Below are 12,441 nucleotides of genomic sequence, written 5' to 3'. Positions count from 1 at the left end.
CACGGATACGATCTAGACACTCGCATCCTCGCAGGTCAACGGCACCTTTCTGCTATCGGGACGTCAGCCCGCCCAATTCCGCTGAATACCCAGGGCTAATTCAAGGTGCCCCCGGCAGGATTCGAACCTGCGCACACGGCTCCGGAGGCCGCTTAGGTCCTGGGCAACGTGGCAGGTCACGGCTCTGCACTTGGCAGATCAGGCGGGACGAGTCCACGGATAGTCCACGGCTGACTGAGAACTGTTTCAAGGTGCCGGGGCATCGGAGATCTGCTGTGCCAACTCCTCGACGACCTGAGGAACGACCCGTTGAGCACCTTCGTCTTCCAGTGCCTCAACCAGCGCCTGATGGACTTCGCTGTACGGATGTCCGGAATGAGAAGCTCGGGTACGGTCGACTGCCCGTTCGATCTTGGCAAGGTGGGCAGCCACGATCGGCATTGCCTTCTCGTACTCGCTGGGGTCGGTGGCCATGGACACAGCTGATCAAGACGGAACGAGGGGGTCAAGGCCCGCGGTGGCCATCAGCTTGGGAAGCTGCGGGCATATGCGGCTGGTTGGGGCGCTGACCTGGGAAAATGTGTGTACTGGTGTCTCACCGGGCTCTGCTGGTTTCACCGTGGTTCCCCGCTGTTCCCCGCCCCATCTGGTGCGCCTGTTGTGCGGTTGCCGCGTCCCTCGGTATCTCGGCTCGCCTTGTAGCGCTCGGGGAAGTCGGGGTGGTCCTGGTAGGGGAGTGTGAGGTCGAGCAGGTCGTCGCACGGCCATAGGTCGCCGTCGAACTGGCAGTCATCACGGTCGTCCCAGGGACGCTCGGGGTCGCCTTCGGCGGGGCTGAGCCTGTGACGGTTCAGTACGCGCCGCTTGGCTTCGACTTCGCGCAGCACACGGACGGGGTCGTGCAGGGCGACGTGTTGCGCGATTGTGGGATGGAAACCGGTGAGGTCCACCTGGCGGAAGTCGACCGTGTCCCCGCGGGCGGTCCACTCCCCGCAACATCCGGCCGCCTCGCAGCGCTGGGCCAGTTCGGCCTCCTCGTCCAGGCGCAACTTGAGGAACACCACCAGGTCGTTGTTCATGAGGGCATCCTCGACGATGGACCATGTGCCGGCACTCGCTTTACAACCGTCGCTTCACCCCGGGCCTTGGACCAACACGCTTTCCAACTGTGGTGGTGGGGTGTGGGGGTGCGTGCGGGGGCGTTCACCTGGGTTCATGGACGGCCGATCGTGAGAGCGGCTACCGGCTTCCGTCCCGTCTGAACGGCCGTGAACGGCGCTGAATGAGACGGAAACTGAGACGGGCGGCGGTGCCGCGCTCGCTAGCATCTTCGCTGTTGAAGGGGGAGTCATGGCGCTGGTCCGCAAGGGATCGCGACGGATCGTCGTCGACGGCACGGCCTACCGCTGGTGGCTGCGAGGCAGGCCGACGTACTTCCAGGGCTTGGCCTGGTCCCCGTGCACGTTCGCGGTCGAGCATGCGGAAACCCCGGGCATGGCGCTCGTGGTCACCACCGACCAGCCGCATCCGGGCAACTGGATCGGTCGCGAGGCTGAGCCTGTACTGCCATCCGGTGTTGCTGCGGCTGTTCGGGTTGCCCTGCGTGAGGGGTGGATTCCGACGGCTCCGGGTTCCGCGTTCCACCTCAATCAGTCCGCCGGCTTCACACCTTCGAACTGACCGGATCCGCAAAATCGTTGGTGCTCGTATCTCAGCCGACGACAGCCAGCCACGATGGTGGGTGCGCCGACGGATCAGGCGCGCGTGTGTCTCGCGGTACCCCCATCCGCCTCAGCCACGTTATCTGCTTGTGCCGACCAGAACCCGGACATAACAGCTGGCTGGCGACGAGAGCGCAGATTCGCGATACCTCCAGAGCTCTCAGCTTCGGAAGCTCGGATGATCGAAGGACTACTTGAGAGCCACGATGGCGGCGACAACAGCCATAACGGTGGCTACGGCTCCAATTGCGGGCCAAAGAATAGAATGACGATTCCATCCTGGAGTGCCTGGCGCATTCGTCGCAGTGCTAGTCGGATTGGCGTTGGAACTCGCGGTAGCGCCGTATCCAGCATGAGCCTGGCTTGCGTACACGGTGACAGGAGAGTTGTCTCCTGTATGGAGCTGAAACGACTGCGAGGAAGGCGCTTCCGAAATGGAAAGCTGGCCAAATCCGTTCATAATGTTCGCCAGCTCCTTGTACCTGTGGAGGACATCGCGCCGGGCGGTGGAGAGATCGTTTAGCGTCTCATAATATTGATCACGCTGCGTCCGCTTCCACTCCGGCGGGATCTCCGTGTAAGCCCCATTTCCGTGAAGTGGTGGAAAAGTGTCACCAAACCTGTCGATCAACATATCCAGTGCGTCAATGAATTCCTTATGAGCCGTAAATAGCTCAGGGTTGATGAAGTCAACGACATCACCTGTCAGCGCTGTATGGGCGCTATGGACCGCATCCGCAACCCAGTCGGGAATTCGACGCAACGGCTTCCCTGTGGATAGGAAGGCTAGCCAGCGCGCATCCAGTGGCACGGCCTTCAGGATTCGGGCCGACTTTGTTCGATCTTGGTTCTGACCCTCAATCGCTCGTCGCGAAATCGCGTCCTGATCCTTTGGCTCTTCAGGAGTTCGACCGACCGGAATCTCCTCAAGGTGGCGGGGCGCTAGCGGGCCGCGACTCACGAGCTGGTCATACTCTGAAGCCCAACGTGAGACGAAGCCGCAAACTTTCGTGACGTAGTCCTCCACTGACCGCACGTCCCCGTAGGGGAGGATGTCCCGAGTGATCTCACGCTTCCAGAACCCGTCCTCCGTAGAGTTGCTAGAGCCCCTGCGCGTGGCGACTTCAAACCCGAGGATCGTTGGCAGTGCAGCCCAGAAAGCCTCATTAGGGAAAGAGATCGCCGATCGCATCTGGACTGATGTGCACCAGACTTCTTTCCCCTTGTCGGGGCTTGCTGGTGCCTCCCGATAGAGCTTGATCATCTGATGGAGAACCGAGAGAAATGGTTCGGAGATCAGCGCACGCAACTCGGGAACCACAAGGCCCGCCGCGACGGTCAAGCCAAGGCGTGTGTCCTCTTGTACGGCCTCTACGGGAAAGGTGGTGAAGCCGTAGCTGGGCCGCCCAATCATGGACAACGAGTCCGGAACCCGGGGAAGGCTTGCCAGAGTCTTGCGCGCATCCATCTGGTGCTCGTCCATGACGGCAACCACGTAACTGAAGACGGGCCACACCCCTGATGAAACGAATGGCTTTGCCATGGTCCGGAGCAGCACGTCCTGCTCCTCAGTGAGTTGGTGCGATGACAGGGGCACAGGCACGAGGGGACCCTCGGAAGCGGGACTGGTCACGCCATGCCTCCAAACCTTCTCAAGGAGCCCGGGATGCCCCTGACGCAGAGAACCGTATACGCAGCAAGGGCGGGCAGACGAGCAGTCGTATGTAGAGAGGTTGACCGCTGCCGAGCGGCGTCGGACGGCCCAGGTACGGACCGGCTTACTTGGTGCAGGACCGTGTCTGACTCACGATAGGTGGCGTCGATGAGGGCTGTCTGCGCCTTACTGCCGACAGCTAGCCACGGCGGTGGGGCAACCAATCGGATGCGGACGCATATGCCTCGCTGCACTCCCAGCGGCCTCAGCAAGTCTGCCAACACCGCTGATCCGGCAGCACGGCGGCCGGCCCGTACAGACAAACCGGAACTGCCTGTCAGTGGCAGGTGCTAGCGTCCCCGCACAGGTACATCCTCTTGAACAAGCCAAGCCCCAGCGAGACCCTCTGGGTGCTCGCCAGAACGGATCGAGACGTCATGGCGACTCCTCCCAACCCTTCTTCCGGCGCATCCCCTCAGCCACCTAGAGGGACTGGACAGCACATCGACATCACCAGCGGCAACCACTCCCCAGTCAATGTCAACGCGCCCTTCGCCTATGCGGAGCAAGGCGGTACGGCACGCACCAACGCCGATCCGTCAACCCCCGCTCCGACCCCATGGTGGAGTAGGGCCTCCGTGGTTTGGAGTGCAGTGGGGGCGCTTGCCACCGTCGCAGGCGTAATCGTGGCCGTCCTCGCTCTGAAATAGGAAGACATAGTGAGCAACCTGAGCGGTATCGATCGCCTCGAAGGTGACGTCCTGGACGATTCAGTGCCATTGGCATCCCTGCTCCGCCAAGTTTTGGTTATGGGCGGCCGTGCGTCCTCGGAGTCTCTCCGAGCCTGGGCTCAGAGAGAGCTAAAGGGGTACAACGAACCTGACGCGGCGCTTCCTGAGTATCGAATGATTCTTGCCCCGCTGAAGGCCGACATTATGGCCGGTCCCATGAGTTTTACCGGGCAGGAAATAAGCCAACGAGATCTCCCCGAAGCCGCCCGCGGGGAAATCAAGAACGATGTTCCTGTTTCTTGGAGTGTTGCCGAGATTCAGGCAACGGTCGAATCAGCACCTAGCGGTCACATCCGGCTGGGCACCCGAAGTATGTCGGATCTTGCACGGATGATGACTGTGCATCAGCGGAAACTTCACGGGTCTCCATTCGTGAACGTAACGTCTGTCTACTGGTCTGTCAGTACATCGGCACTCGAAGGGATTCTTGACCAAATTCGCACTCGACTGACTGAATTCATTGCGGAAATACGAGCTTCCATGCCCGAAGGTGCAGAAGAGCCGACGTCAGAGCAAATTCGCCAAGCCGTATCCGTTATAACTATCACCGCAGGGGACAACTCCCCTATCGAGGTCACGTCGCCTATTGCAATTGCCGGAAGCGATGCCGCTGCGACCATCGCCCCGGAAGTAGAGAAAACAAAAAGAGGGCTGCGGAGCTAAAGTCCCGCGCGACTCCGGTGTGGAGGAAGTATGGGCAAGAGATCACCCATCGATCAGCTAGAGCAAGACATCCTCGACGAGTCGATCTCGACCCAGAAGATTTTGCGATTGTTCATTGTGATTGGCGGGCGGGCCTTTTCTGAGCCGCTTCGAAAATGGGCAATGAGTGAACTTCAGGGATATAATGGACCCTCTGAAGATATTCCCGAGTATCGGATCATCGGAGCACCCATTCAGGCAGATTCTCGTTCCCCCTTTTGGGAGGCGAGGGGGCAGACAATCAGTACATTGGATCTCCCCGAGGTCGCCCGAGGGGAGATTTCCCAGGAGCTCCCTATCCGATTTAGCATCGCTAAGATTCAGTCCCTTTTGAGTGGTGCGGATCTCGTTGATCCGATTAAGCTATCGCTGCCGGGCAACGCCGAGCTCTGCCGCCTAATGAGCTATGAGCCCGACCGCCGAGAACGGCGCGTGATGGTCGAATCGTTGTATTGGGCTGTCCACAGCTCATCTTTGCAAGACATTCTTGACCAGGTGAGGAATCGGCTACTTGAGTTTTCCGCCGAACTTCGGTCGAATATGACGCCTGGTCGAGAAGATCCCACCGTGGAGCAGGTGCACACTGCCGTTCAAAGCATCAACATCACCGTTGGCGATAATTCGCCAGTAAGCCTCACTGCCCCCATTCATGCAGAGCGAAGAGATATTCCTGTGAAGATCCCTCTACTTTCTGGATATAGGGGGATTTTTAGAAGGTAAAGATGAAGGGCCTTGTTGGAATTAGCGAACGAGCCATTGCAATCCGTTGCCGCTTGCTATAGGAAAGTATTGAGCAAGCGCGCACGTCCACAGCCGCAATGCACCCGGTGTCTGGGGCGACGGCTGATCCTGGCCTGCCGCGGCACGGGCGCCGGCCGGGCTGGAGCGGGGCGGAGACATGAGCGCAGGCCCGGCCGGGGGCCGGGCCGCGCGCGGGGAGCGGAGCGAGCCGCCTTGAACCAGTAGAGAAAGTTTGAATCATGATGTGCCGCTCTTGATCATCTAGGCCTACGGGCCGGGCGCTGGCTGCGTCGTGGTGTAGAACCCTGGGTATGGGGAGTGAGCGGCAGCAGCGCATGAAGGCGCTCGGGGCACGCCTTCGGGGACTTCGTGCAGAAGCCGGGCTGACAGGTGCCGTGTTGGCTCGGCGGGCCGGTGTGGGGCAACCGACCGTGTCCAAGGTCGAGAACGGGCGCATGGTGCCCAGTACTGACGTCTTGGGCCGCTTGTCCCACGCTCTCGGCCTCGACGGGCCGACCATCTGCGAGGTGCGTGACCTCCTCGCCGCTGTGGAGGCTGCGCCGGACAGCGTCGAAGCATCCGAGGATGAGGCTCCAGCCGGGGCGACTCTCAACGAAGCGGTGGGGTCGGCTCGGTTGGTGCGCTCGTTTCAGTGCATCGTCCTGCCGGCCATGCTCCAGAGCGCGGAGTACGCCCGGCACGTCTTCGAAAGTGCGCCCGGCACGACCCCTGAGGCCGTCGGTCGGGCTGTCGCTGCCCGTGTGGAGCGGCAGAGCGTCTTGTACGAGCCGGGGCGGGAGTCGGTGTTTGTGCTGACGGAAGCTGTGTTGCGGACCTGGCCGGGGAACCCTGCGCTGATGCTTGCCCAGTTCGACCGGCTGCTGGCCGTCGACAGTCTGAGCACCGTACGCATCGGGGTGATTCCGTGGCGGCGGCGGGTGCCGATCATGCCTCGGCACGGGTTCACCTTGTGCGACCGGCAGGCGGTCGTCGTCGAGACCTTCCGGGGTGAGCGGGTCCTGGACGACTCCGCCGAGATCGCCTCGTACGAGGAGACCTTCGCTCGCTTCGAAGAGGCTGCGATCTTCGGGCTCGAGGCGCGGGAGCTCCTGGTCCGGGTGATGAAGGAGTTCCGGGAGTTGGAGGACCGCACCACTCGTTAGAGGAATAATTCCTCAAGATGCCTGGCTCATTGGTTGGGGATGGGAATACTCTGCCGCTATGCCGTCTAGCCCCCTAGACGAAGAGGAGTGTTCCCATGCTCAAAAGTTGGTGCCGCATGTTTCCCGGTCTGGCCTGGCAGGTGGCCGAGGCCCGTCACTTCGTCCGCAGCCTGCTGGAGGACGAGGGGTCGGACTTCGTCGACGATGCCGTCCTGGTCGTCAGCGAGCTGGCGGCCAATGCCGTTCGACACTCGCGGAGCGGCTGGTACGGCGGGTGGTTCCTCGTGGTCGTCGGCTTCGGCGACGACCTGGTGCGCATCGAGGTGATCGACCAGGGCGGCGACCACGAGCCCCAGCTGCGCAGCGTGCGCAGTCACGTGGAGGAGGGCGGCCGCGGGCTGATGCTGATCGCGGCCTGCGCCAAGGACTGGGGCGTGAAGGACCGGCCTGCCGGTAGCCGTTGCGTCTGGGCCGACCTGGCACGGGTGAGTGTGCGATGACGGCCCGCTCGCTGGTGGCGTGCGGTCGCCTCGTGGACAGTGGAGGGTGAGCCCCCGGGGTGTGCCTCGACGGAGAGCCAGGTTCTACGTGATCGGCGTTCGTTCAGGGCGGCGTCTCCCGCCCATTCCGTCTAGGGCCCTAGACTCCTGGGTACTTCTAGGAGGTGTGGTCATGTCGGACGAGTTGCAGCGGATCACGGCGATCGATGATCCGTACCTGCTCCTGCGGGAGGTCACGACCAGGTTGGCCGACGCGCAGCAGGAGGTCACCGAGCTGGCCCGGCTCCGTCGGCGCGTGGTCCAGGACCTTCACGCTCAAGGGCTCTCCTACGCGCAGATCGCCGAGAAGGCCGGCCTGAGCCGTGGGCGGATCCATCAGATCCGCCATACCGGACCGGCGCCCGAAGGGGCCTTCCTCGGACGCGGAAGGGTCACTGTCGCAACTCCGCTGCGGCGGGACGACGAGCGCGGCCGTACGGTCGTCGCCGTGGACGACGTCAGCTCCGGCAAGCGCCTGGAAGACCTCGCACGGTCCTACGGGCTCGACGTCACCTCGGAGCACGTACCGGTGAACGGTGACATCGACCTCAACCGTGACGGCCTGGTGGTCGTCTGCGGCCCGCGCATGTCCCAACAGATGTGGGACACCTACGCCCAGGATCCCGTACTGCGCTGGGAGCGCGCGGAAGGCGGGCCCTGGACGGTCGTCGACCGGCGAACGGGCACCGTCTACCAGTCGGGACAGGACAGTGATCCGGCCCGCTCGTACGACGTGGGATATCTCGGCAGGCTGCCGCGCCCCGGCGGCGACGGCTCGCTGCTCGCCATCGCCGGTATCCACACGCAGGGCTCCCTCGGCGTCGTGCAGCTGCTGGCCTCCGACCTCAACGCGCTCTGGGGGCAGGTGGGCGACCATCGCTTCTCCACGCTGGTGGGCGTCGAGTACGACCCGGAGACCAGCGAACCGCAGTCCGTCGAACTGCTCACCCCCCTCTACCGGCACGATGAGGATCCGTCGGCGTGAAGGTCGCCCTCGCCTCATTGCCCGCCGTACCGGGCCGGGAGAACGAGGACTTCGCCGCCGCCGCTCCCGAAGCGGCCGTTCTCCTCGACGGTGCAGGAGTGGCCGGCGCGGAGACCGGGTGTACGCATGGCGTCGCCTGGTTCTCCGCGACGCTCGGCGGGCTGCTGCTGAGCACCATCACGGCGCATCCCGCCCGGCCCATCGCCGAGTGCCTCGCCGACTCGATCCGTGCCGTCCGGTCCCTGCACGCGGACACCTGTGACCTGGCCTATCGGGCCAGTCCGACGAGTACGGTCGTCGCCGTCCGGGCCGGCGCGGGAGCTCTGGAGTACCTCGTACTCGGGGACTCGTCCCTCCTTTTCGCCGACCAGGACGGCAGTACGACCGTCGTAACTGACCGCCGCCTGGACGACGTCGGCAAGCGGCTGCGCGGGCCGGTCGACGCACTGCCCACCGGATCGCCTGAACATGCCGCAGCCCTGGCCGAGTACCGGAACGCACTGACGGGGTTCCGCAACCAGCCCGGCGGCTTCTGGATCGCCGGGCCCGAACCGCGCGCGGCGGAGCATGCCCTCAACGGGACGGTGCCGCTGGAGTCGCTCACGTCCGTGACGCTGCTGAGCGACGGCGCCACGCGTCTCGTCGACCGCTTCGCACTCGCCACTTGGCAAGAGACAGTGACCCTCCTCAGCTCGTCCGGGCCGCATGAACTGATCCGCCAGGTACGAGAAGCAGAGGCGGACGACCCCGAGGGCCGGCGCTGGCCACGGGGCAAGGCGCAGGATGACGCCACCGCGCTGCATTGGGTGCTGTGACCACATAGGTTCACCGGCTTGGTGAAGTGTCGGCGGTGCGGGCTAGGTTCTCGGCATGAACGACGCTGAACTCGCCTCACTCTTGGCCGAATGTGCTCGCTGCCCATACCCCGGGGCATGGCAGGACTCCCCTTTTACGGAGCGTACGGTCGACGGCGCGCGGTACGCCCTGGTGGCGGTCGATCCGGGGCTGAGCGCGCTCGGCGTACGGCGTGACGATGGTTCGTTGTGGGACGTGCCGGAGGACGGCGTTCCGCGCTTGGTGAACTCCAGCGTTGAGGCTTTCGTCGCCTTCAACCGCGCTTATGAGGAGGCCGCGGCTGAGGCCGATGCGTACGAGGGGCCCAGTGACGATCTCGACGACGCCGAGATAGTGGACGTGGCCGAGCGGGCCGCCGACGCGCTCACCGAAGCGTTGCTGGATCGGTTCAGGGCGGTTGATGCCGAGGCCGTGGCCGACGAGAACTCCTTCTGGCACATCGGAGCTGAGGAACTGGGCTATGGCATGAGCGTGTAACCCTGCAGAACATCGCGACAGGCTGCTTGAGGTGCAGTTGGACCCGGCGAGGCTCCCTAACTCCATGCGCAGGGAGGACATCGCCGGGAGCCTGGGTCTTGCTGGACGTGGCGGACGGGGCCGGCCGCTTGGCGTTCACGTGCCGTCAGATCCCTTCGTATATCCCCCTAGACAGTTGGCAGGATGTCGGTCTACCGTAGTCGTCAATCCCCCTAGACAGTTAGGGCGGACCGCTCCCTGTGCTGTCTAGGGGGGTATCCAAACCGAAGTGGCGCGAACCGAACGCGTCGCCGACCAAGTGAGGTTCAAGAAATGCGTGTCATCCCCGTAGACGTCTCGGCCGCGACGCTGCTCGTCACCAAGCTGCCTGAGATCAAGGTGAAGGACCGTCAGACCGGTGAGGTCGCCGTGGACCCGGTGACCAACCAGCGGCTCATGGTGCTAGAGCTGGTGTTCATCGCGGCGGGCGGTTCGGACATGATCAAGGTGACCGTCCCCGAGCCGGGCATCGGTGAGGGCCTGGTGATGGGCGCTCCGGTCATCATGTCCGGCCTCGTCGCCCGGCCGTGGGAGAGCGAGTTCGGTGGGCGGATGCGTCACGGCATCGCCTACCGGGCCGACGCCGTCATGGTCAACGCCCCCGCTCCGGTGCAGGGCTGATCACCATGACCGACACCCTCTGGGCACTGGTGCTGTGCCTGCTGACCGTGGCCGCGCTGCTGGTCCTGCGCCGCCGTCTGCCAGTCGCGTTCTGGTGGCTCGTGGGCTATCCGTTCGTCGCTCTGCGCGTGCTCACCACCTACAGGGCCACGATGGACGCCTGTGGTCTGACGGTCCCGGCTTCGGCCGTCCGTCGGGCCACGGCCCGGGTGATCGGGCGGGAGGCGGCTCCCGTACCTCCTCGCCGGTCGTTTCCGCTGCCGACCGGTTCCGGTCTCGTGATGCGGCTGCGCATGGCGACCGGGCAGGCTCCTGAAGACTTCATGGCGTCGGCTGACCGGCTGCGGCATGCCTGGGCCGCGCACGCCGTGCACATCCGTCCTACCAAGTCGGGATGGCTCGAACTGCGGCTGATCGGTTGGGACGTGCTTGCTGACGTGCGGCCCGCCCGGCGGCGGCAGAGGAGCGGCCCGCTCACCCTGCCCATGGCGCTTCGAGATGACGGGCGGTGGCACGTGCGGGACTTCCGCGCCGTGCCGCATGAACTCATCCTCGGCGCAACGCAGTCCGGCAAGTCCGTGTACCTGCGGAACCTTCTGTGTGGCCTGGCCCGGCAACGGGTCGTCCTCGTCGGGATCGACTGCAAATGGGGTGTCGAACTCGCGCCGTTCGCACCCCGGTTGTCGGCGCTCGCCGACACTTCGGACCGGGCGAACGACCTCCTCGACGTCCTGCTGGAAGAGATGGAGGCACGGTTCCGGCTGATCGGTCTTCGGTCCGGACTGGGTGCGGATGCCGTGCTCACCTCGGACGTGTGGGGGCTGCCGGACGAGGTGCGGCCGGTGCCGGTCGTGGTCGTCGTCGACGAGGTCGCGGAACTCTTCCTCGCCGCGAGCCGGGACGACGAGAAGCGACGCGACGCCATGGTCACCAAGCTCATCCGCATCGCCCAGCTCGGCCGTGCGGCCAGCATCTACCTCGAAGTGTGCGGGCAGCGCTTCGGCTCCGAACTCGGCAAGGGCGCCACCATGCTCCGCGCCCAGCTCACCGGCCGCATCTGCCACCGGGTCAACGACGAGTCCTCGGCCAACATGGCGCTCGCCGACATCTCCCCGGAAGCGGCCCTCGCCGCCACCTCCATCCCGGCCGAACGGCCCGGCGTCGCCGTCGTCGGCGACTCCTCCGGCGGCTGGTCCCGCGCCCGCTCACCCCACCTCACCCTCGACGAAGCGGCGGCCATCTGCCGCGCCACCTCCGGCCTCGTGCCGGAACTGCCCCGCCTCGACTCCTTCCGGCCCGCCGTCGGCGTCGAGTCCGCCGGGTCGGCTTCTCCCGCCGCTGCCGCGCCGACCGCTCACCCGGTGACCGAGTAGCCGCACCCCTTTCCGCACGGTCGGCGTGACCGCCTCGCGCCAAGTCCCTACCCCTCCCATGCCTCAAGCAGGAAGGAAGTCGAGCCGATGCGTGCCCAGTTGGCCCGTGTGGACGCCGTGATCGTCCAAGCCGTCATCGCGGGTGCCCTGTCCTTCTCGCACCTTCACGACCTGGCTGACGCGGCTGGACAGGGCGGGTGGAAGGCGTGGGCCTATCCCGTCAGTGTCGATCTGCTGTTGGTCGCCGCGTGGCGTCGGATGCGCGAACAGCAGCGGGCCGGACAACCCGCCGGGGGACCTCGGTTGTGGTTCCTGGTCGCCCTTGCTGCCTCCCTCGGCGCGAACGTCGCGACCGCCGGGCTCCTCGACCTGGACGACGTTCCCGCGTCGCTCCGCGTCGTGGTGGCCGGCTGGCCCGCCGTCGCCTTCTTCGGCGGAACGCTTCTGGCGCACACGTCCCGCACCCCGGCGGCCTCGTTGACACCGGCCCCGGAGACTCTTCCGGCCGCCGTCGCTCAAGACCCCCGTGACGCGCTTCCGGTGCCCTCCGCCGACCCGGAACCGGCTCCGGAGCCCGCCGCCGAACCGATCACCGCCCCCGTTCCTGCCCCGGTGCCCGCTGCTCCCGCCGTCTCCCTGCCGCCCGCCCTCGTCGACCGCGTCCGGGTCCTGGCCGAGGAACACCGCGCTACCACCGGCCACCCCGCCGACCCCGACACCGTCCGAGCCCGGCTCGGCCTGCCCCCGTCCATGACGCCGTCCGTCGCCGCCCACCTCTGA

Annotated in this window: 14 protein-coding genes and 1 tRNA gene; 11 read left to right on the top strand and 4 right to left on the bottom strand. The window is 65.0% G+C overall.

Features of this window, described 5'->3' with window-relative positions; translation table 11 throughout:
• Positions 1 to 106: 106 nt before the first annotated feature.
• The 3 genes from ACZ5SK_RS42750 to ACZ5SK_RS42740 all read right to left on the bottom strand — a co-directional run bounded on the left by ACZ5SK_RS42750 (position 107) and on the right by ACZ5SK_RS42740 (position 1,079).
• Positions 107 to 165 (bottom strand) — tRNA-Ser (locus ACZ5SK_RS42750).
• A gap of 81 nt (positions 166 to 246) precedes the next feature.
• Complete coding sequence (locus ACZ5SK_RS42745; protein WP_457495552.1) at positions 247 to 474, bottom strand: hypothetical protein; 228 nt, start codon at positions 472 to 474, stop codon at positions 247 to 249.
• Positions 475 to 614: 140 nt separating this feature from the next.
• Positions 615 to 1,079: a DUF6221 family protein gene (locus ACZ5SK_RS42740; protein WP_457495553.1), complete on the bottom strand. Its 465-nt coding sequence runs from the start codon at positions 1,077 to 1,079 to the stop codon at positions 615 to 617.
• 271 nt (positions 1,080 to 1,350) lie between these two features.
• On the opposite strand from ACZ5SK_RS42740, the gene ACZ5SK_RS42735 reads away from it, so the two are divergent.
• Positions 1,351 to 1,680, top strand: coding sequence for a hypothetical protein (locus tag ACZ5SK_RS42735; protein ID WP_457495554.1), 330 nt, complete (start codon positions 1,351 to 1,353; stop codon positions 1,678 to 1,680).
• 231 nt (positions 1,681 to 1,911) lie between these two features.
• Here ACZ5SK_RS42735 and ACZ5SK_RS42730 read toward each other — a convergent pair whose 3' ends face one another.
• Positions 1,912 to 3,279, bottom strand: a complete 1,368-nt coding sequence (locus ACZ5SK_RS42730; RefSeq protein WP_457495555.1) for a hypothetical protein — start codon at positions 3,277 to 3,279, stop codon at positions 1,912 to 1,914.
• A gap of 815 nt (positions 3,280 to 4,094) precedes the next feature.
• Here ACZ5SK_RS42730 and ACZ5SK_RS42725 point away from each other — a divergent pair.
• From ACZ5SK_RS42725 to ACZ5SK_RS42680, 10 genes are all read left to right on the top strand, one after another.
• Positions 4,095 to 4,829: an AbiTii domain-containing protein gene (locus ACZ5SK_RS42725; RefSeq protein WP_457495556.1), complete on the top strand. Its 735-nt coding sequence runs from the start codon at positions 4,095 to 4,097 to the stop codon at positions 4,827 to 4,829.
• A gap of 30 nt (positions 4,830 to 4,859) precedes the next feature.
• Positions 4,860 to 5,588 (top strand): AbiTii domain-containing protein, encoded by a 729-nt coding sequence (locus ACZ5SK_RS42720; protein ID WP_457495557.1) that lies wholly within the window; start codon positions 4,860 to 4,862, stop codon positions 5,586 to 5,588.
• 332 nt (positions 5,589 to 5,920) lie between these two features.
• Positions 5,921 to 6,772 carry a helix-turn-helix domain-containing protein gene (locus tag ACZ5SK_RS42715; RefSeq protein WP_457495558.1) on the top strand — a complete coding sequence of 284 codons (852 nt, stop codon included), beginning with the start codon at positions 5,921 to 5,923 and terminating at the stop codon, positions 6,770 to 6,772.
• 95 nt (positions 6,773 to 6,867) lie between these two features.
• Positions 6,868 to 7,272 (top strand): ATP-binding protein, encoded by a 405-nt coding sequence (locus tag ACZ5SK_RS42710; protein WP_457495559.1) that lies wholly within the window; start codon positions 6,868 to 6,870, stop codon positions 7,270 to 7,272.
• A 172-nt stretch (positions 7,273 to 7,444) separates the two neighbouring features.
• The gene (locus tag ACZ5SK_RS42705) at positions 7,445 to 8,296 is read left to right on the top strand and encodes a sigma factor-like helix-turn-helix DNA-binding protein (RefSeq protein WP_457495560.1); all 852 of its coding nucleotides are present in this window, start codon (positions 7,445 to 7,447) and stop codon (positions 8,294 to 8,296) included.
• A complete protein-coding gene (locus ACZ5SK_RS42700) occupies positions 8,293 to 9,111 on the top strand; it encodes a protein phosphatase 2C domain-containing protein (protein ID WP_457495561.1) in 819 nt (272 codons plus the stop codon). The genes ACZ5SK_RS42705 and ACZ5SK_RS42700 overlap by 4 nt, the downstream gene beginning before the upstream one ends.
• Before the next feature lie 55 nt (positions 9,112 to 9,166).
• The gene (locus ACZ5SK_RS42695; protein ID WP_457495562.1) at positions 9,167 to 9,628 is read left to right on the top strand and encodes an SUKH-4 family immunity protein; all 462 of its coding nucleotides are present in this window, start codon (positions 9,167 to 9,169) and stop codon (positions 9,626 to 9,628) included.
• A 312-nt stretch (positions 9,629 to 9,940) separates the two neighbouring features.
• On the top strand, positions 9,941 to 10,288 hold the full coding sequence (locus tag ACZ5SK_RS42690; protein ID WP_457495563.1) for an SCO3933 family regulatory protein: 348 nt from the start codon (positions 9,941 to 9,943) through the stop codon (positions 10,286 to 10,288).
• 5 nt (positions 10,289 to 10,293) lie between these two features.
• Positions 10,294 to 11,661 (top strand): FtsK/SpoIIIE domain-containing protein, encoded by a 1,368-nt coding sequence (locus ACZ5SK_RS42685; RefSeq protein ID WP_468577641.1) that lies wholly within the window; start codon positions 10,294 to 10,296, stop codon positions 11,659 to 11,661.
• 87 nt (positions 11,662 to 11,748) lie between these two features.
• Positions 11,749 to 12,441 (top strand): DUF2637 domain-containing protein, encoded by a 693-nt coding sequence (locus tag ACZ5SK_RS42680; protein ID WP_457495565.1) that lies wholly within the window; start codon positions 11,749 to 11,751, stop codon positions 12,439 to 12,441.

This window comes from Streptomyces sp. NPDC031474 (genome assembly GCF_055581185.1).
This window is presented reverse-complemented; position numbering and strand designations above follow the sequence as displayed.